This window comes from Paenibacillus cisolokensis, assembly GCF_018403665.1.
GTDB lineage: Bacteria > Bacillota > Bacilli > Paenibacillales > Paenibacillaceae > Paenibacillus_AH > Paenibacillus_AH cisolokensis.
This window is the reverse complement of sequence record NZ_BOVJ01000059.1, coordinates 1-18316: the sequence shown is the minus strand read 5'-3', so window position 1 is coordinate 18316 and position 18316 is coordinate 1. Positions and strand designations below refer to the sequence as shown.

18 protein-coding genes and 1 pseudogene are annotated in these 18316 nt (G+C 57.4%); 8 read left to right on the top strand and 11 right to left on the bottom strand.

Features of this window, described 5'->3' with window-relative positions; all coding sequences use genetic code 11:
- Positions 1-3: 3 nt before the first annotated feature.
- Positions 4-1023, top strand: coding sequence for an ABC transporter ATP-binding protein (locus PACILC2_RS08230; protein WP_062496909.1), 1020 nt, complete (start codon positions 4-6; stop codon positions 1021-1023).
- Positions 1020-2090, top strand: a complete 1071-nt coding sequence (locus PACILC2_RS08225) for an ABC transporter permease (protein WP_372447082.1) — start codon at positions 1020-1022, stop codon at positions 2088-2090. The genes PACILC2_RS08230 and PACILC2_RS08225 overlap by 4 nt, the downstream gene beginning before the upstream one ends.
- 27 nt (positions 2091-2117) lie before the next feature.
- Here PACILC2_RS08225 and PACILC2_RS08220 read toward each other — a convergent pair whose 3' ends face one another.
- Positions 2118-2867, bottom strand: a complete 750-nt coding sequence (locus tag PACILC2_RS08220; RefSeq protein WP_062493185.1) for an SDR family NAD(P)-dependent oxidoreductase — start codon at positions 2865-2867, stop codon at positions 2118-2120.
- A gap of 119 nt (positions 2868-2986) precedes the next feature.
- Positions 2987-3352, bottom strand: coding sequence for an ArsR/SmtB family transcription factor (locus PACILC2_RS08215; RefSeq protein ID WP_213528506.1), 366 nt, complete (start codon positions 3350-3352; stop codon positions 2987-2989).
- A gap of 142 nt (positions 3353-3494) precedes the next feature.
- On the opposite strand from PACILC2_RS08215, the gene PACILC2_RS08210 reads away from it, so the two are divergent.
- On the top strand, positions 3495-5759 hold the full coding sequence (locus PACILC2_RS08210) for a heavy metal translocating P-type ATPase (protein WP_213528534.1): 2265 nt from the start codon (positions 3495-3497) through the stop codon (positions 5757-5759).
- A gap of 95 nt (positions 5760-5854) precedes the next feature.
- Here PACILC2_RS08210 and PACILC2_RS08205 read toward each other — a convergent pair whose 3' ends face one another.
- The 3 genes from PACILC2_RS08205 to PACILC2_RS08195 form a co-directional block, all read right to left on the bottom strand.
- Positions 5855-6745 carry a stalk domain-containing protein gene (locus PACILC2_RS08205; protein ID WP_244863361.1) on the bottom strand — a complete coding sequence of 297 codons (891 nt, stop codon included), beginning with the start codon at positions 6743-6745 and terminating at the stop codon, positions 5855-5857.
- 65 nt (positions 6746-6810) lie between these two features.
- Complete coding sequence (locus tag PACILC2_RS08200; RefSeq protein WP_213528504.1) at positions 6811-7779, bottom strand: hypothetical protein; 969 nt, start codon at positions 7777-7779, stop codon at positions 6811-6813.
- Between the two features lie 174 nt (positions 7780-7953).
- Positions 7954-8676 (bottom strand): copper resistance CopC family protein, encoded by a 723-nt coding sequence (locus tag PACILC2_RS08195; RefSeq protein ID WP_213528503.1) that lies wholly within the window; start codon positions 8674-8676, stop codon positions 7954-7956.
- A 240-nt stretch (positions 8677-8916) separates the two neighbouring features.
- On the opposite strand from PACILC2_RS08195, the gene PACILC2_RS08190 reads away from it, so the two are divergent.
- The 4 genes from PACILC2_RS08190 (at position 8917) to PACILC2_RS08175 (ending at position 11687) form a co-directional block, all read left to right on the top strand.
- Positions 8917-9219: a hypothetical protein gene (locus PACILC2_RS08190; RefSeq protein WP_213528502.1), complete on the top strand. Its 303-nt coding sequence runs from the start codon at positions 8917-8919 to the stop codon at positions 9217-9219.
- The gene (locus tag PACILC2_RS08185) at positions 9177-9803 is read left to right on the top strand and encodes a PrsW family glutamic-type intramembrane protease (protein ID WP_213528501.1); all 627 of its coding nucleotides are present in this window, start codon (positions 9177-9179) and stop codon (positions 9801-9803) included. Before PACILC2_RS08190 ends, PACILC2_RS08185 begins: the two co-directional genes overlap by 43 nt.
- A complete protein-coding gene (locus PACILC2_RS08180; RefSeq protein WP_213528500.1) occupies positions 9710-10897 on the top strand; it encodes a DNA/RNA non-specific endonuclease in 1188 nt (395 codons plus the stop codon). The genes PACILC2_RS08185 and PACILC2_RS08180 overlap by 94 nt, the downstream gene beginning before the upstream one ends.
- A gap of 91 nt (positions 10898-10988) precedes the next feature.
- Positions 10989-11687 carry a hypothetical protein gene (locus tag PACILC2_RS08175; RefSeq protein WP_213528499.1) on the top strand — a complete coding sequence of 233 codons (699 nt, stop codon included), beginning with the start codon at positions 10989-10991 and terminating at the stop codon, positions 11685-11687.
- 80 nt (positions 11688-11767) lie between these two features.
- Here PACILC2_RS08175 and PACILC2_RS26585 read toward each other — a convergent pair whose 3' ends face one another.
- From PACILC2_RS26585 to PACILC2_RS08165, 3 genes are all read right to left on the bottom strand, one after another.
- Entirely contained in the window at positions 11768-11968 is a 201-nt protein-coding gene (locus PACILC2_RS26585) for a hypothetical protein (protein WP_244863355.1), read from the bottom strand.
- Positions 11953-12600, bottom strand: a complete 648-nt coding sequence (locus PACILC2_RS08170; RefSeq protein ID WP_244863354.1) for a sugar phosphate isomerase/epimerase family protein — start codon at positions 12598-12600, stop codon at positions 11953-11955. The genes PACILC2_RS26585 and PACILC2_RS08170 overlap by 16 nt, the downstream gene beginning before the upstream one ends.
- Positions 12601-12925: 325 nt before the next feature.
- The gene (locus PACILC2_RS08165; protein WP_213528498.1) at positions 12926-14800 is read right to left on the bottom strand and encodes a beta-L-arabinofuranosidase domain-containing protein; all 1875 of its coding nucleotides are present in this window, start codon (positions 14798-14800) and stop codon (positions 12926-12928) included.
- A 169-nt stretch (positions 14801-14969) separates the two neighbouring features.
- On the opposite strand from PACILC2_RS08165, the gene PACILC2_RS08160 reads away from it, so the two are divergent.
- A complete protein-coding gene (locus PACILC2_RS08160) occupies positions 14970-15833 on the top strand; it encodes a helix-turn-helix transcriptional regulator (RefSeq protein ID WP_213528497.1) in 864 nt (287 codons plus the stop codon).
- A gap of 52 nt (positions 15834-15885) precedes the next feature.
- Here PACILC2_RS08160 and PACILC2_RS08155 read toward each other — a convergent pair whose 3' ends face one another.
- The 3 genes and pseudogenes from PACILC2_RS08155 to PACILC2_RS08145 all read right to left on the bottom strand — a co-directional run bounded on the left by PACILC2_RS08155 (position 15886) and on the right by PACILC2_RS08145 (position 17763).
- Positions 15886-16524, bottom strand: a complete 639-nt coding sequence (locus PACILC2_RS08155) for an ABC-2 transporter permease (protein ID WP_213528496.1) — start codon at positions 16522-16524, stop codon at positions 15886-15888.
- Entirely contained in the window at positions 16508-17386 is an 879-nt protein-coding gene (locus PACILC2_RS08150) for an ABC transporter ATP-binding protein (protein WP_213528495.1), read from the bottom strand. The genes PACILC2_RS08155 and PACILC2_RS08150 overlap by 17 nt, the downstream gene beginning before the upstream one ends.
- Before the next feature lie 6 nt (positions 17387-17392).
- Positions 17393-17763 (bottom strand): annotated as a pseudogene (locus PACILC2_RS08145) (GntR family transcriptional regulator).
- Between the last annotated feature and the right edge of the window lie 553 nt (positions 17764-18316).

Genomic DNA, 18316 nt, shown 5'->3' with positions numbered 1-18316 from the left:
CGCTTGACGGCCGGCCGGGAACCGTCCGTTTCGCCGCCTGCGCCCCCCGGACAACCGGTGATCGAGCTGAAGCGGCTGACCAAAACGTACGGCGATCATACCGCCGTCAACGCGCTCGATCTGACCATCCGCCGCGGCGAAATATTCGGACTCCTCGGGCCGAACGGCGCCGGCAAAACGACGACCATTCTGATGATGCTCGGGCTGACGGAACCTACGTCCGGCAGCGCCCGCGTCTGCGGCTTGAATCCGGCCCGCCACGCGCTGCAGGTGAAACGCCTTGTCGGCTACATGCCCGACGACATCGGCTTTTACGAAGATCGAACCGGACTCGACAATCTGATCTTTACGGCGCGGCTGAACCGCCTGCCCGAACGCGAAGCCCGCGACAGGGCGCTGCAGCTGCTCGAGCTCGTCGGCTTGAGCCATGCCGCCGGCAAGAAGGTCGGCGCCTACTCCCGCGGGATGCGGCAGCGGCTCGGCATCGCCGATGTGCTGATCAAGCGGCCCGAAGTGATCATTCTGGACGAACCGACGCTCGGCATCGACCCCGAAGGGGTGCGGGAGCTGCTGCAGCTTATTTCCGATCTGAGCCGCAAGGAAGGCTTGACGGTGCTTCTTTCCTCGCACCACCTGCATCAGGTGCAGCAAATTTGCGACAGAGTGGGCCTGTTCGTGCAAGGGCGGCTGATCGCCCTCGGCTCCGTCGCGGAATTGGCGGAACAGCTGGACGAGACGGGGACGGTTACCGTTCTCATCGAAGCATCCGGCTGGACCGACGCGCTGACGGAACGGCTTCAGGCGCTGGAAGGCGTGCAGTCGGTCTCGGTTGACGCGAAGGCGTCTACCGAGAATACGGCGGCCGGCGAGTCGGTCGCGACGCTCGTCTGCAGCCGCGACGTGACTAGCGAAGCGGCCGCGGCCGTCATCGAATGCGGCGCAAGATTGCATGCGATCAGCCGCAGGCAGTACGGATTGGACGATATTTATCACCGTTATTTCGAGGGGAGGGAAACGCGTTGAAAGAAGCGATCGCTAAACTTGGCGGATGGCTGAAGAAGCTGAAAATACGGGCCGAACGGCCTTCGTCCGACGGAAACGGCATTCGCAAGGCGAATGCGGAACAATCCGGCGCAAGGACGCCTTCCCCCTTTTGGGTTATCGTGCAGAAAGAATTCGGCGATCATTTGCGCAGCTGGCGGTTCGGCATCCTGATCGGCATTACGGTGCTTGCCTGCATCGGTTCGATCTACGGGGCCGTTACGTCGTTGAAAGAAAGCGCGGGCAACGAGCAATCCGATACGGCGTTCCTGTTTCTGAAAATGTTTACGGCTTCCGACGGAACGTTGCCGACGTTCGCGACATTCGTCTCGTTCCTCGGTCCTCTGATCGGCATCGCACTCGGGTTCGACGCCGTCAATTCGGAGCGCAGCAAAGGAACGCTCGGCCGGTTGCTGTCCCATCCCGTCTATCGGGACGACTTCATATTGGCGAAGTTCACCGCATCGCTGCTGCTCATTACCGTCGTCCTGTTCTCGCTCGGATTTCTCGTCATGGGGCTCGGGCTTATGACGATCGGCTATCCGCCGACCCCGGAAGAATTCATCCGCGTCGTGCTGTTCACGCTTGTCGCCATCGTATACGTCGGCTTCTGGCTGAACCTGTCGATTCTGTTCTCTATCCGCTTCCGCCAGGCGGCTACTTCGGCGCTTTCGGGGATCGCGCTCTGGCTGTTCTTCTCGGTATTTTACAGCATGATCGTCGGCCTGATCGAGCGCGCGACGGCGCCGGCGAACGCAACGTCGGTCGACCAGCTGCTGAGCCACGCCAACGGCATTCTGCTGCTGAACCGTCTGTCGCCCGCTTACCTGTTCTCGGAAGCGACCACGACGCTGTTGACACCCGGCGTCCGCTCGCTCGGTCCGCTGACGGCCGAACAAGTTGTCGGCGCGATCGCCAGCCCGCTGCCGCTCGGCCAAAGCGTGCTGCTCGTATGGCCGCAGCTGATCGGCCTGTTGGCCGCGACGATGGCGTGCTTCGGCATATCGTACGCGATGTTCATGCGCCAGGAAATCCGTTCGCGCTCTTGATCCGCTGGCTGGCCGACCATCGGTCCGTTATTCGAGATAGATCATCTTTCGCGTCATCCCGCCGTCTACCGTAATATTCGTTCCGGTAACGAAACGGTTGCGCGAATCGGTCAAATACAGGCAGGCGCGGACGATATCGTCCGGCTTGCCGACTCTTCCCGCGGGATGCTGCGCGTGGTCTTCGGGCCGGAGCTTGCCGTAGTCCCCGGTTTCGATCCAGCCGGGACTGATGCAATTGACGGTAATGCCGTCCGGCCCGAGCGATACCGCCAGCGCGTGCGTCAGCGCGACGATGCCGCCTTTGGAAGCGGCATAAGCTTCCGAGTTCGGCTCCGACATGAAGGCGCGGGTCGAGGCGATGTTCACGATCGCGCCTCCGCCCTGCGCCCGCATGACGGCAGCCGCCTCCCGGGAGCAGAGAAAGGTGCCGCGCAAATTGGTATGGATGACATAATCCCATTCCTCGACCGACAGCTCGTAAGGCGATTTCCACGCGCCGAGTCCGGCATTGTTGATCAGCACGTCCACCCTGCCGCACACGTCGCGGATATCCCGAAATCCGGCCGCGATTTGATCCGGATCCGTCAGGTCGACCTTTCGTACATACACGTTCCCTCCGGCCGCTTCCACCATGTTCCCGGTTTCCCGCAGTCCGTCCTCATCCTTATCGATCAACGCAACCGCGAATCCTTCCCCGGCATAGCCTGCGGCAAGGGCGCGTCCAATGCCTCCGGCCGCTCCGGTAATGACCGCCGTTTTTCTTTCCCCTGCGTTCATGAAGAAGCACTCTCCCTTTTCGTCGAAGTTCCTTGCAGAAAAGAGGAAAAGGGCTTCCGTCAAAGAAGTCCCTTCTCCCCACGATGTCTATAGATCGGAATGGAAAACGTCCGTCTCGATCAACCATGCGCCAAATGTTGAATCGTAAGCAGCACGATTTCTTTGACGTGGGTGTCGTCGAGCGAATAGTAGACCGTTTTCCCCGTTTTACGGCGCTTGACGATGCGAACGTTGCGCAAATAGCGGAGCTGATGCGACACTGCCGATTGGGTCATATTAAGAATGACGCACAAATCGTGGACACACAGCTCGCGGTCGAGCAGCGCGTAAATCAGTTTCATACGCGTCGGATCGCCCAGCGCCTTGAACAACTCGGCAAGATCGATCGCTGTCTGCTCATCGATGCGGGTGCCGTTCCAATCGTCCGCCGCGAGTTCGGAACCGGTACAGGTATCCTCACAAACTTCTTCCATCGTTCGTTCCATGTCACGTCCACCGCCTTTCGGATTATTATATCAGAAAGATTACGGGTTCGAAACCGCATTGACATTTCCGCAATTTAAACATATTATATGAACAAGTATTCATATTTAATTTGTGATCCGGAATGAGGGACGAATCATGGCCATGAAAGAATACCGGGTAAAGGGGCTGTCTTGCGGAAACTGCGCACAAGAGCTGGAACGTCAAATCCGGCAGCTCCCGTTCGGGGATTCGGCGTCGCTGAGCTACAACTCCGGCAAACTGACGATCGATTCCCGTATCGAAATGAAACGGGTAGCGGCGATTCTGAAATCGGACGGCGCCTTCCTCGTATCGAATGACGGCGGCGGGGCAGCCGCCGCTGTCGCGGCGTGTTCATGCGAGAACGACGTTCATCGTCACGACACCGCCGGCAACGATCGCTCGCATGATCATGCGCACGATCATGGGCATGATCATGTGCACGATCATGCGGAAGCGCAACGGCACGATGAAGGTCATGAACACCATCACGAACATGGCGCCGGCAACCGGATGTTGAGATGGCTCATCTTCTCCGCCGTATTGTATGCCGCCGCATTGGCCATCCCTTTGCTGGCCGGCTCCGGCGCGGAAGGATCGGCCGCGGTCGGCGCGGGCGTCTCGGCAGCGCTCTATTTGCTCTCCATTGCGTTAAGCGGCTATCGAACGTTTCTTCGCGGCATCCGCAATCTGGTCCGGCTCCGCTTCAACATCGACACGCTGATGTCGATTGCGCTCATCGGCGCCGTCGCGATCGGCGAATGGAAAGAGGCGACGCTTGTCGCCCTGCTGTTCGGCGTTAATGAGCTGCTGGAAGGCTACGGCATGGAGAAAGCCCGCCGTTCGATGGAAGCGATACTGCAGGCGGCGCCGAAAGAAGCCGTTCGTCTCGAAGGCGGCCGCGAAAGAATCGTGCCGATCGCTGCGCTCGCGGCCAACGATACGGTCGTCGTCAAGCCCGGCGGGAAAATTCCGTCGGACGGCACGATCGTGCACGGCGCAAGCTCGGTCAATGAAGCCGCCATAACCGGCGAGTCGATGCCGGTCGAGAAGAACGCCGGCGATTTCGTGTACGGCGGGAGCATCAACAACGAAGGCTTGCTCCACGTCCGCATCGACCGGCCCTACCGGGATTCTTCCCTGGCCAAAATTCTTCACCTCGTCGAGGAAGCCCAGGAAACGAAAACGCCGACGGAATTATTCATTAACCGATTCGCCCGTTACTATACGCCGCTCATCATCGCCGTGGCGCTTGTAGTCTTTCTGGCCCCTCCCCTGCTGTTCGGAGGCGACTGGATGATATGGCTGTACCAAGGGCTGGCCGTATTGATCGTCGGCTGTCCGTGCGCGCTTATTCTGTCGTCCCCGATTGCGATTGTTTCGGGCATCGCGCGCAGCGCCCGGGACGGCATTCTGATCAAAGGCGGCGTATTTCTGGAGCAGCTTGGCAAGCTCGATACGATTGCTTTCGACAAGACGGGCACGCTGACGAAAGGCGAGCCGCATGTCGTGCGGACCGTCGTCTACGACGAGGAGAAATTTTACGATGTAGCCGCCGCCATCGAGAGCACGTCGTCCCATCCGCTCGCCAAAGCGGTGCTGAAGGAGACGTCCCGGCTCGGCGTCGTTCCCCGCACTCCGGACCGGGTCGAGACGCTATCCGGCCGCGGCATCGTCGCCGCGATAGACGGTACGGACTATTACGCCGGCAATGAGACGGGCGTCGGACAGCTTGCGCTGTCGGAGAAGGAGCAAGCGGATATTGCGGCCATGAAAGCGGAAGGGCTGACGATCGTGCTCGTCGCCGATGGCAGCAAGCTGCTCGGCATGTTCGGCATCGCCGACGAAATTCGCGAGGAAAGCCGGCAGACGATAGCGGAGCTGCACCGCCGCGGCATCCGGACGGTCATGCTGACCGGCGACCACAGGCAGACCGCCGAGAAGGTCGCCCGCGCGGTCGGCGTAGACGAATTTTACGGCGGCCTTCTGCCGGAAGACAAAGTGGCCCGGGTGAAAGAGCTGGCGGCGCGGGGCAAAGTCGGCATGATCGGCGACGGGATCAACGACGCGCCCGCCCTTGCCTCCGCCCATCTCGGCATCGCCATGGGCAAAGGAACGGACAGCGCCATCGAGACGGCCGATATCGTCCTGATGCAGGATCATCTCGGCAAGCTGCCGGAGGCCGTATCGGTATCGCGGAGAGTCAACCGCATCATTCGCTTCAATATTGCCGTATCGCTCGGTCTCAAGCTGCTGGCGCTGCTGCTGACGATTCCCGGCTGGCTGACGCTCTGGATCGCCATACTGTCGGACATGGGCGCAACCGTCTTCGTCACCCTCGTCAGTCTGACCGTACTGCTGCCGGGACGCGGAAAGGGGTGCGGGTAATCCGCGCCCCTTTTGTCATGCGGTCCCCCGCGCAGCAGCATCCGGTCCGCTGCGCGGCTATGCCGGCGACGTTCGGTTCGTTCCCTGCCGGGACACTATCTGACGATGGAGGACACTTTGCCGTTCGTAAACGTAACGAACGTGTAATAGCCATACCCCCACGTTTCCACCGTAATGCCGGAGCCCGACACGGTGCTGGTGGAGGTCGGTTCCCCCCATGACAGCAGAACTTGCTGTTTCGTCATGCCGATCGCGATTTTCTCGGCTTCGATCAATTTCCACACCGACGACGGCCATTTGTACTTTTTGTACGGATCGTAATTCAGGAACGTATAATCGTCGGCCAGCAATTCTTTCAGCCGGTCCGCCGTCGTCGAATATCCGGCGTACTGCTTGCCGCCATCCGTCTGGAACACCGGCTTGTACATCCGGTCCTCCACCTCGATATCGACAAGCTTCACCTTCATGAACCGTTTCCAGCCTTGATAATGATTGACGTAATACGTTTTGCCGATATAAGCGTTCAAGCCTCCCAATGCGGTGCGCTTGTCGATTGCCTGCGTATCGACCGATTCGATCCAGATATGCCCCTGGCCGAAGCTGACCGTGAGCACCTGCCGCTTCGCGTCCCATTTCAGCTTGGCGCCGAATTGATCGGCCAGCAAGCTTGCCGGAAATACGGTCATGCCGTTCTCCTGCCGCACCGTGCCTTTCATCCGGACCGCCTTTCCGTCCACTTTGGCGTTTGCGCTTCCCTGCTTCAGCTCGACGACGGTATTGCCCAGTTTCGCTGTAAACGTTTTCGTTCCGCTGTTATAGGATACTTTGGCGCCCATCGTTTCGAACACATCTTTGACGGGGATGTAAATGACGCCGTTTACTTGTTTGGCGTATTGCAGATAATAGCCGTAAGAAGCGGAAAGCGTGACCGACTTCGAAACGCCGCCCTGTTTGACGGTAATTTTCGTCGTGCCCGCCGCCTTCACTTTCAACCTACCGTCACTTGAACGTTCGGCGATATAAGGCTTCTCGATTACCAGATCCGCTTCTTTCAGCGGTATCGTTTTTTGTCGTTGTTCGAATAGTTCGCGACGATATCGACCTTCACCTTGTCGCCCACATACGGGAGCGGGTCCGACAGCTTGACCGACAAGCTTGCGATTTTCGGAACGGTCACAAGCTTCGTCTTGCCTTCCTCGTAGTACACCCAGCTGCCGTCCCGCTTCTTACCGTAGAAGGAAGCGTAGCCGACGCCGACCGTTTTGACGAAGTCCTTGGTTTCTTTCAAGGCATTCAGCTCGCCGCTTCTATAGTAGGATACCGTTCCGTCCCGATGGGTCAAAAACAGATGGCCGTTCGAATTCGTCGACAGATGAACGACGTTTTGCGCAATCGTTTGCGGCGGGTCGCTCTTATCCCAGACATTAAACCACGAATGTAAGACGACGTCCCCGTTTTTGTAATGCACGACGACATCGAATCCATACATCGCAATATCGGCGACCGATGAAGGGGACTCAATGGTATCGATTTTTTGGAACTCGTCCCCTCCCAAGTTGACCAGCAATTCGCCGTTTCCGGTCAACGCGACAAGAGCTTCCCCGTTATAAAAATGTACGACATTTTGCAGCTTGTCCGCCCGCTTGTCGAACCCCCGGACGGTCCCGTCCGACCTGAGCCAGTAGCCGAGCTTCAGCTCGCGAATGCTTTTATCTTCCTTCACGACTTTGGGCTTCTGTCCCGAGCTCCACGACAGAATTTTGCCGTCGCTCGTCAACGCATAGCCGGTACGCTCCTCTTCGACCAAAGCCTTCGCTTTCATATTCGGAAAATGTTGAAGCTTGCGGTTGCCCAGGCTGTCGATCCAGAGCGAACCGTCTTCCATCAGCAGCGATCCGTTGCGCCCGACTTCGGCGATTTTCGCATCCGCCGCGGCGGCCGCCGCCGTCCCTCCGCTGCCCGCCGTCACGATGCCGACGAGCAGGCAGCATGCCAGCACCGCACTCATAAACCTTTTCATCGTCCCACATCTCTCCCTCACCCTGTTGTAGGTAAATATAACCATATTACCAGAAAATAATATACTATAAATAGTTATATTTTAACAGGTATTTTGGGCTATTTTCGGACTGCCGGCAGAATATCGGGGCCGCTTGCATAGCCGGGTTCGTTCCGTGAACGCTTGCCGGCCCGATTATGGCTTGCCGCGGCGCACGGAGGACAGTCCGGCAAGAACCAGCACGATGACGGCGACGCCTCCGGCCAGCCACAGCATATTGAAGCGCGCCGTTCCCCGGCCGCTATCGTCCTTCTCCGGCAGAGGCGCCGCGTTCTGCTCATCGGTTGCAGACGGATCTTCCGCCGCCGCTCCCGTCTCCGATCCTCCTTCGGAAGAATCGGCCGTATCATCAGCTGCCGCCGGCTGTTCGCCGCCGCCTGCAGCCGGATTATTCTCCGCTCCCGCGGCCGAATCTCCGGACATATCCGTCCGCTCTTCGGTCTGCTGTCCGGCGGGCGTCTCCGCCTCATCGGGAACCTGCACCTCAAACGCGAATGCACCGTCTATGGCATGGCCGTCTTCCCCGATAATGCTCCAATCGACCGTATAGCGTCCGTTCTCCAGCGGTTCCTCCAAAGAGGCGACGATCCGCTTGCCGTCCACCTTCGTTTCCGCCAATGCAACCGATGTTTTGTCTTCGCGCTTGACGACGATTGCGCTGACGGGTTCGATCTTCGTATTAAATGTTAGCGTAATTTCCGTCGGCGGCTGTTTCACAACGCTGTTCGCTTCCGGCGACGATTCGACGAGAGCGGAGTGACCCCATGCCGTCCGGGGCAGTACGGCGCATGCGATAAGCACCGCAAGCAATAACCGATATTTTTGTATTTTTCTTTTTCGCATTCGCAGCAACATCATGTTTCCCTCCATCCTCGGCATTTGCGCCTTCATTATAGCAGATAGTTCTTTGGTCGGACCGTCCCGGCTATCACAAATTGATGAACAAAGGCCGAATCCGGCGCGTTATCTGCGGTTTTCGGCGCTTTGCGCCTCCGGTCACAAAAATGCGTCAAAAATGGAATTTTGTCCTATACCAATCTCGCCCAAATTCGGTTATAGTATCTAGGCGCCCGAGCCCTGCGAAAGGAGAGTGAAACCTTGAAGCCGAACGGCATGTTGGGCAATGTCCGGACCGGAATCCGTTCCGGGCTCGAAGCGATCGGCGAGTTCGCGCAGCAACTGCTGCGAAAATATCCGGTCCTTTACACGCTCTATTCGATTTTGTCCTGGATTTTGGTGGCCGGTTTCCTGGCCAGCCTTTTCTATATGAAAGAATCGCGCACGATGCTTCTTCAGTATGGCTGGTCGCTATATGTCCTGCTGCAATTTTGGTTTCTATGCCGCAGCAAAACGTTGACATGGCGAACCTGCTCCTACTTTTTCTGGCGGGCGCATGGCTGACCGTGCCGATCAATACGGTCATCGTCAACGCGATTACGGCTCTGTTCGGCGGCGAAGCGCGGGATATCTGGAGCACGGCGGTCGTGACGCCGATAATGGAAGAAATGATGAAGCTGCTTCCGCTAGGCGTCTTCCTGTTCCTGTCACGGCGCGCGTCCACACTCAGCCTGGCCGATTACGCGCTGATCGGCGGCGCGACCGGCGCAGGCTTTCAATGGATGGAGGAGACGGTCCGGCGCTTCGTGTCCGGGATGTTCCCCTACGGCATGACGCTATTGGACGGCCAGGTGCTGCATTGGGAGCTGTATGACTGGTTTCCCGGCTACTTCGAAAGCAGCTTCTTGCCGGACAAGATGAGCAGCGGCCATGCCGTACTGACAGCGCTTATCGCGCTTGGCGCCGGTTTTGCGATCCGCTTCCGGAAGCGGCTGACGTACGCCGTTTTCTGTTCCCGCTCTTCCTGCTCTTATGGGCCATTCTCGATCACGCGGTGTGGAACGGCGACTATCAAACGCCGGGCTGGCTGGAACGCATTCACGAATGGCTCGGCAGCGGATACCGGGCCGAACCGCTTCTTCTGCTGATGATCGCGGCGGCCGTTCTGATCGATTACATCCAGCTGAACAAGTTGAAAAACCAGCTGCCGGCGCTTCAATACGAACCGGTCATCAATCCGGTCAGCGAGCTGCTCCTTCTGACCTGGATGCTGTTCAAGGACCGGCGGCAATTCGGCTACCTGCTCTATTTTTATCGCGAACGGCGCGAGCTGGGGATGGCCTTGCTGCACGGCAACGCGGAAGGTAAAGCCCGTCTGCCTCTGTTGAACGAACGGGTCTATTCCATTCACGGAGCGATGACGATCGCAGCCGTTGCGCTGCTCTTCATCATCGGCCTGACCGCCGTAAGCGGCTGGACGCCGGACGGCTCGCACGATACATGCTTCGCCTGCCTGTTCGACAACCTGCAGTCCTGGTGGGACCGGCGATCCGGTTGGGAGAAGGCTGCCATCATTGCCGGCGCATTCGCCCTTTCTTTTCCGTTCATGGGCGTATGGTCGGCGATCGGCGCCGTTTCGTTCGGCTACGGCATCGTCGCCAGCGGCCATCAAGTTGCCGATATCATTCGCCATCCCGGCCGGCTGAAATCGCCGGAATATGCCGCGGCCGCGCTGTTCACGCTCGGTCTTAACCGCCTGCCGTTCGGGAGAATCGCAGCCGCCCGCATGCTGCCGTCCGCCAAAGGGCTGGCCCGATACGAAATCACGACGAAGGCGGGTCTTACGTACCGTACGACGCTCGGCAGCCGCGGCCAGATTATATCGGTCTTTGCGAAGATCGAACCGCGCCATATCGACACCGGCACGATTACCAACGACGCGTCGCGCAGATTCGCGCGCATGCTCGGCCGCCGGACCGATGACGCCGGCCATGCGATCGGCAACAAGCTCGGCGGTCTCGGCAGCCGCAAATCGGGCAATATTTTCCCGCAGAACCCGACGGTCAACCGCGGCGCGTTCCGCGAATTCGAGAAAATGATCGCCGAAGAAGTGTTGGCGGGCAAGGATGTGTTCGTACGGGTAACGCCGAAATATCCGCCGGGCTCGACGCGCCCTTCGGAAGTGCTGTATCAGGTGCGCATTGACGGGGAAACGATCAGCAAAATATTCCGAAATCCGTAATGCCGCTTGACGGGTTGCGGCCGGATGTCCCGGATATGGTACACTGACTTATAGCCATACAGTTTACTAAACGGCAGGGAGCGATCAACCTATGGATGCTTGTTGGTTCATTGAATCCAAACCGGCCGTGAGCGGCCAAAACGCAGACGACACCTCCTTCATCGGCGGCCGGCCCCGGATTCCGGCCGGCGTCGACTTGCCGCAATGCAGGCTGTGCGGTGCCGATCTGACGTTCTTCTATCAAGTGGCCTTTCCGGCAGGACATGTCTGGCAGTCCTTGTCGATGGCCGTATTCGCCTGCACCTCATGCGCTCATGAAGAGTATCTGATTCCGGAAATGCTGACCGGCGTGCTTGCCGGCGCCGATATTCCGCAAGGCTTCCTGACTCAGTATCAACGGAATTTTCGCATCGTCGTGTTCGAGACGAGGTCAGGCGAGCAGCGTATGGATTACACCCCCAAAATCCGCTTCAACCGTCTCGAGCTTGTGCCGTCGAAGAAGACCGCGGCCAAACGAAACAAGCTTGGCGGCAAGCCCAACTGGCTGCTTGACGACGAGTCGCCCGCGACTTACGCTTCGTCCGTGCCGATGAAGTTTCTGATGCAGTGGATCGAACCTCCCCGATTCGATCTGGAGGACGACGCGCCGGCGCAAATCCGCCTCGGACTGCGCGGCAAACCGGAGCCGTCGAGGCACCGGTACTATGAGCTGTTTCTCGGCAACCAGTTGTATTTCTTCGGTACGGAAGCCGGCCACGAACCGCTTGTATATGTCATTACGCAAATCTGATTTTACAAAGATGAAATCGCGGGCAGCCCGCAAAGCGGGCTGCCCGCGATTTTCGGCCGTTACACGTTTGCAAGACCGGACTACAGCGGGATATCGAGCGAAGCGGCAACCTGGCGGATATAGCCGGCCGCCCGACGATATTGATCCGCATCGTCCAGATGCTCGATGATCAGCGGAATATCCGGGTCCAGCCAGCTCAGCTCGCGCAAATAAACGGCATAGTTCAGTTCCCCGGTTCCCGGAACCGTCTCTTCGAGACGTACGGTCAGTTGTCCGGACAAGCGGATATCTTTCGCATGGCAAGTACGAATGAACGGTCCCAGCTTGGCAAAAAATCTTTGATCATTTCTCCGTTCCGATAATAGATTCGGGGGCTCGAGATCATGTTGACCGGGTCCAGATGAACCGCGAACGCCTTGCGATTAATCGCTTTAATGAGCGCAACGTAAGTGTCGGCCGAGTCGGGAAATGCCCAGGGCATCGTCTCCAGCGCATAAAAGGTGCGCTGCGGATTGACGGCATCGATAATTTCCCGCACGGTATCGACGATCAGCTCGAACGTTTCCTCGGAAAAATTGTCCGGATGCGGTCCGTCCCACTGCTCGCCGCGCGAACCGGCAATATTGACGCAGCATCTCGCGCCGATCCGTTCCGCAAGCTCGAGCTGCTGCTTGCAATGTTCGACGGCCGCTTTTCTCGTACGCTCGTCCGGGCTGATCGGATTGCTCCAAGCGCCCACCTCGGCAATGACGATATCATGCGCATCGGCCGCGTTCCGGTAAGCGCGTATCAGCTCCGCCGAAGCGTCATGTCCGACCGGACACGTTCCCGCCCGATACCCTTCCGCTTTCAACGCACGAATCCAGCCGTCCGGGTCCTCGAATTCGACAAAGACCGGGCCTCCCAATCTCATAACCCCTCTTCCTTTCTTAGCTCCAAAGTCTGCGTCTATAAGTTGGAAACGATAGATTTTGTTTCAAAAACTATAGCAATCTGGAAGGCGAACAAACAAGCGAACTTAACGAATTTTTAGGAATTCCGACTCCAGCCGTAAGCTTGCGGTCGGGGACTATGCGACTATTTTTAGGAAATCGGGATCGGCAAGCGACCGCAATGGGCTGGAAGTATCGAGTTTGAACAACAAAAAGCCGCATTCGCATGACCGGCTATCGGACACGTCACGTTCTCACGTTCCGGATTGACCGGTCGTACGGGGCGGCTTCTCCACGATAATAAAATTATGAATTCGGTTCCTGTCGAATAAGCGGAAACTCCCCTATGCGCAGCCGCGCGCTGCCGTAAGGCACCAGCTCCAGCTCGGCGGCGGGCTGGTCCGACGCGTCGGGATAAAGCGGCGGCGTTCCCGCACTGTTGCCCTCCATCCGCCAATCGCGCACCAGCTTGCCGGTCGCCTTCAACCGGACCGGCGCATGGCGGGCATCGAACGGCTGGTAGGGCACTTCCGCGAACGACGGCTCAAAACCGGTTTCCGCAAGTAAACCGTATTTCCACGGGGTGGCAGGGTAAATTTCCCAATCGTGAAACTTCTCGCGCTTCGTGAGCAGCTGCCAATTCTCGCCCACCGGCAGCACATAGACGAGAGGTCCCCGTTCCACGTTGACGGCATTCAAATTGCGCATCACCGTGCGCACCGTCATCGGCAGCTTCAGCACCAGTCTGTCGCCGCTGTGCCATTCGCGCTCGATCCGGGCGTATCCGTCCTTGGCGGCGCCAAGGTCGACCCGTTCGCCGTTCACCTCCAGCGCCGGATCGGAGCACCATGCCGGTATGCGCAATGTGAAGGCAAACCGCTCCGGCCGCTCAAGCGTCAGCTCCATGACGACGTCTTCGCGAAACGGATATTCGCCGCTAACCTTCAATTCCGCCTCCGCGCCCGAACCGACCTTCGTCCGGACGACACACGGCGCGTAGGAGACCGCGGCCAATCCCCCTTCGCCGTCCGCCATCCACAGCGAAGCGGCAAACTTGGGCCACCCCTGGTGCATATTGGCCGTGCAGCAGCCGAAATGCGGCTCCAGGCCGAACAGATTCGCATCCGGGCCGTTGCTCCAGCTTCGCGGCGCGACGTTGCAGACGATCTGATTGACTTGCTGGTCGTACTGATGCGAGGTCCAATCCGCCGAAATCGCCGCCGGCAGCGCGTTAAAGGCGACTTTTTCCAAAATGTCGCCGAACCGCCCGTCGCCATAGATGCGCGTCAACTGCTCCATGGAGAACATGTACTCGACGACGGCGCACAGTTCCACCCCTTGGCTCGGATGTGTGCCGGACAGCCATTCATCTCCCGAGAACATGCCATGCGCCTGACCGTGGTAGATCATCAGGCTGTCGATGCCGCGGCGCACCGCTTCCCGCTGGACGGGGTCGCCGGTCCATTCGTAAATCGTCCCCGGCGTCTTGATCCCCATCGCCACATTGACGACATGGGTTCGCCAATCCCATTGCTCCACCTTGCGCCAGTACGGAAAGTCGTGGAAGATCTCCGTCCATTCCAGCGTCTGCCGGGCGACAATCGCCGCCAGCTCCGGCAACATCGGATCTTCGGTGCGCTTGTACAGCCAGCGCAGCGTCAGCAGCATTTCCGCTCCCCGCGCCTTCGCCCATCCGCGCAGCGGCTGCTCCTCGATCTTGCTGCGCACGTATCGGAAAAACCTGCCCAGGAACGGGACGATCCGTTCGTCTCCTGTCGCCTCCGCATGCTGCGTCAGCACTTTCAGCATAATCATGTAATGCCACCAGTCCTGCTTTCCGTCGACCTCGCTGTTAACGGTGCGAATGGCGTCCGGACCGAATTGCCCGTCGCTCCGCTGGCTCGCGAGCGACCATTCGATCCAGCGGTTCGCCTTGCCGATCAACCGCTCATCCTCCAGCAGATAGGCGAGCGGAAGCAGCCCGTCCACATAATACGGACCGCGCTCCCAGCTTTCCCCTTTTCCTCCGAGCCAGCCGTTGTCCGGTCCGACGTCGGCCCAATGATCTTCCAGATGGCCGGTCAGTCCGTCCGCCTGGATACGCAGCTGGTTGTACAGCCATCCGGCCGGCTTTACGCTTCCGAGCGGAAGCGGTTCAAATGCCGTACGATGCAGCGCCATACGTTTCTCCCCTTTTCGCTATCGGATGAACCGAATATAGCATGAAAGCGAAAGGGACGGGATAGCCGATGACAACCGCCTTTTATCCGATCGCAACATCTAATTGCATCTGCGCATGCCGGTCTATTAAGATAATGACAAGCTGCATCGTAAAGGGGAAGGAACTGAAATGTTTCAATTCGTATGTCCGCCAATGCCGCACTGCATCGTCGCGGGCGAAGATACGTACCCGGCGGGCGGTACGCATCCGGACCGCTCCAACATCGGCGTCTTCGATCTTCTCGTCGTGACAGGCGGCGCGCTTGAACTGGAGGAGAACGGCATGCCGCTGCAGGTGGAAGCGGGACATTACGCCATTCTGCGTCCGGACCGCGCTCACCGGACAGCCGTTCCATGCCGGTCGGAGACGCATTTCTACTGGGTTCATTTTCAGACGCTCGGCCGTTGGGAGGAAGTGTACGAGCGGCAGACGCCGGCAGTCAGGCCGCCGGTTCATCCGTATGACCAGGTGGAATATTTCACCTGGTATATTCCGCAAGCCGGCCGTATTCCAGTGCCGGAAGCGGTCTATAGCGAGCTGCGGGGCATTTTGCTGCAGCGGCATCCCGACGCCGCTTCGCGCTGGAAACGCCAGCAGCATTTTCTTGCGGCGCTGCTGCAGCTGCAGGAAGCGGGGGGCGCGGTTCCCGCAAGCCCCCGCCTCGCCGTCGCGGAGGAAGCGGCCGTCTTCCTGCGCCGCCATTACCGGGAACCGCTGCATTACAAGCGCATGTCGGAAGCGCTGCATTTTCATGCCAATTATATTGCGCTCTGCATGAAAGAAGCGTTCGGCTGCACCCCGCTCGAGTATTTGACCCGTTACCGGATCGAGCAGGCCAAGCTGCTGCTCGTTAATACGAACGAGCCGGTCGGCAAAGTGGCCGAGGAGACCGGCTTCGGTTCCTTCCCTTATTTCGTCCGCTGCTTCCGCCGCCATGCCGGCTTGACGCCCAGCGCCTTCCGGAAGCAGTTCCGGTCCGTGCCGCCGGAATAACCGCGCCGCCATGTCCCGGGTTATAAAAGACGGCTCGTTGACGGCCCCATTTTCAAAACTCCCTCCTCCGGTAAAAAGCAAGCGAAAGTGAAAATGACGCGATCACGATAATCAATAGCGCAAGTACAACCAATATCGTCAGGCCGGTATCCGACCTTGCAAGAGAGAAATCGATCCCCGCGCCGTTCGATAATTGACCTGCGATCGGGTGTCCTACGAACAGAAAAGCGAACAGGACCACGAAATTCGTCAAGCGCGATTTCATAAAACCGACTTTGAATATAAGCGGGAACGAAAGACTGAATATTAGCGTGACCGCAATGAGTGTGGAGGCAACCGCCTCTAACGTAAACGGAAAACTGAAATGGGGAATCTGAAACAGATTCGCCAGCATGCGAATGATAAAGTTTACGAGCAACGCATAAGCCGCGAACACATAGACGGACACGTACTTGGACATCACGATCGTGTTTTTCCGGATCGGCAGGCTGACCAGCAGCTTATCGCCGTTTGTTTTTTCTTCCAGCATGCCGGCACCGTAAACAAACAGGTAACAGATCGCCCATATGCTGACCGTGAGCCCGGCGGTTCCCATCGGGGAAAGGGAAAAAGAGAAGAAGACCATGATAAGCAGAGACAGCAGCAGCGTCCGTTTTTGCATCAATACGTCTTTTTTAATAAGATGAAACATTGGTCCGTCCTCCTCTGGTTGTAAACAGCAAAATGTCCTCCAGGGTCGGTTTTTCCAGAATGACCGAGTTGCCGAACCGTTTCATGGCCTCCCGTTTGTTCCGGCACAACGCTTCAAATCCGTATTTGTTCTCCTTCAGGCCGATCAGGTCTTCCCGGTTCGTTTCGCTTAACGTTTCCTTGCCGCCCTTGACGATGCAGTATTGTTCCAGCAGCTCGTCTTTTGTTGTGCTCAGCAAAATTTCGCCGTTATGGATCAGGGTAATGAAATCGGCGACTTTGTCCAGGTCGGACGTGATGTGGGTGGAGAAAAAGATCGATTTATCTTCGTCTTGAATGACCTCCTGCAAAATTTCCAGAAGCTCGTTCCGGATCAGCGGGTCCAGACCGGACGTCGGTTCGTCCATGATCAGCAGCTCCGCACCGTGCGAAAGCGCCAAGGCCAACGAAAATTTCATTTTCATCCCTTTGGACAAATGCTTGATCTGCTTCTTTAAAGGCAAGTTGAAGTCTTTGGCCAGCTTTTGGAACAATCCTTCATCCCATCTGCTGTAAAAAGGGCGGATCATATTTTTCAATTCCCGGACTGTCAGTTCATCGTAAAAATGATTTTCGTCGTAAACAAACCCGATTTTCTCCTTGACGGCGATTTCATCCTTCTCGTGGTCCAATCCGAAAATGCGGATTTGTCCTTCATCCTTCTTCACCAGGTTCATGATCAGTTTGATCGTGGTGCTTTTGCCGGCCCCGTTCGGCCCGATGAAGCCCATAATATACCCGCGTTTCAACGAAAGATTGATGTTTTTCAAAGAGAACTCGCCGTAGCTTTTTGACAGGTTGGTTATTTCCAAAATGTTATCCATTGCGGTTCACCCCTCGTAGATCAACGTGAGCATTTCTTGCAATTCATCCAAAGTCAGACCCAAAAGCTTGGCTGTCGTTACGGCCTCGGTCATTTTTCCTCGATCACCCTGATTTTCGCCTCGCGCAGCATTTCGTTGTTAATCGACGCCACAAAGGAACCTTTTCCGGCCACGGTGACGATAAAGCCTTCCTTTTCCAGCTCGTCGTAGGCTCTCTTCGTCGTGATGACGCTGATGTTGAGATCTTTCGCCAAGCTGCGGATCGAAGGAAGAGGCTCGGAATCGGTCAGCTCCCCTTTCATAATTTGTTCTTTAATCTGGTTCACGATTTGCAAATATATAGGTTCGTCGGACGAATTGGAAATCAAAATGTTCACTGCGCGGGATCCCTCTATTCGTTATAACTGTACATATACAGTATATACGGTATTAACGGTGTTGTCAAACATAAGAGTACTGTCAAACATAACACGGTGCTGTCTATGGTGCGGTCAAACATAAGAAAAACGCCTGGCGGCGTTAGTGACATGCGACGTTTTCTGTTGCGCGGTTCGCGCTTATCGAACGGCATAAAGTCATACGTTTCCCATTCGCAGCTTTTCTTTGACCCGGTATTACGGTATTAGCCGACCCGGTATACGGTATTAGCCGCAGTTCGCGGCATCCCTCCATACAGAGCAGCTTAAACCGTCTCGGGGATCTCCGTACACCAGTAGCCTAAACCGTTTCGGAGAGATCCGCATACCATCAGCTTAAACCATTTCGGAAAGCACCGCACTTCCGGAGCTTAAACCATCCCGAAGAGATCCGCATACCATCAGCTTAAACCATTTCGGGCCCCTGCACCTGTTCGCTGCCGTTTTCACTCGTTTTCATTCGTTATAAATCAACCAATCCTGCAAAAGTACAGTTTTTTCCGCTATTGACAGC

Bases quoted from the DNA above. Each gene is read 5' to 3' on its own strand.
- PACILC2_RS08220 (WP_062493185.1), bottom strand. From the start codon at position 2,867: ATGAACGCAGGGGAAAGAAAAACGGCGGTCATTACCGGAGCGGCCGGA.
- PACILC2_RS08215 (WP_213528506.1), bottom strand. From the start codon at position 3,352: ATGGAACGAACGATGGAAGAAGTTTGTGAGGATACCTGTACCGGTTCC.
- PACILC2_RS08210 (WP_213528534.1), top strand. From the start codon at position 3,495: ATGAAAGAATACCGGGTAAAGGGGCTGTCTTGCGGAAACTGCGCACAA.
- PACILC2_RS08200 (WP_213528504.1), bottom strand. From the start codon at position 7,779: ATGAAAAGGTTTATGAGTGCGGTGCTGGCATGCTGCCTGCTCGTCGGC.
- PACILC2_RS08195 (WP_213528503.1), bottom strand. From the start codon at position 8,676: ATGATGTTGCTGCGAATGCGAAAAAGAAAAATACAAAAATATCGGTTA.
- PACILC2_RS08185 (WP_213528501.1), top strand. From the start codon at position 9,177: ATGGCGAACCTGCTCCTACTTTTTCTGGCGGGCGCATGGCTGACCGTG.
- PACILC2_RS08175 (WP_213528499.1), top strand. From the start codon at position 10,989: ATGGATGCTTGTTGGTTCATTGAATCCAAACCGGCCGTGAGCGGCCAA.
- PACILC2_RS08170 (WP_244863354.1), bottom strand. From the start codon at position 12,600: ATGAGATTGGGAGGCCCGGTCTTTGTCGAATTCGAGGACCCGGACGGC.
- PACILC2_RS08165 (WP_213528498.1), bottom strand. From the start codon at position 14,800: ATGGCGCTGCATCGTACGGCATTTGAACCGCTTCCGCTCGGAAGCGTA.
- PACILC2_RS08160 (WP_213528497.1), top strand. From the start codon at position 14,970: ATGTTTCAATTCGTATGTCCGCCAATGCCGCACTGCATCGTCGCGGGC.
- PACILC2_RS08155 (WP_213528496.1), bottom strand. From the start codon at position 16,524: ATGTTTCATCTTATTAAAAAAGACGTATTGATGCAAAAACGGACGCTG.
- PACILC2_RS08150 (WP_213528495.1), bottom strand. From the start codon at position 17,386: ATGGATAACATTTTGGAAATAACCAACCTGTCAAAAAGCTACGGCGAG.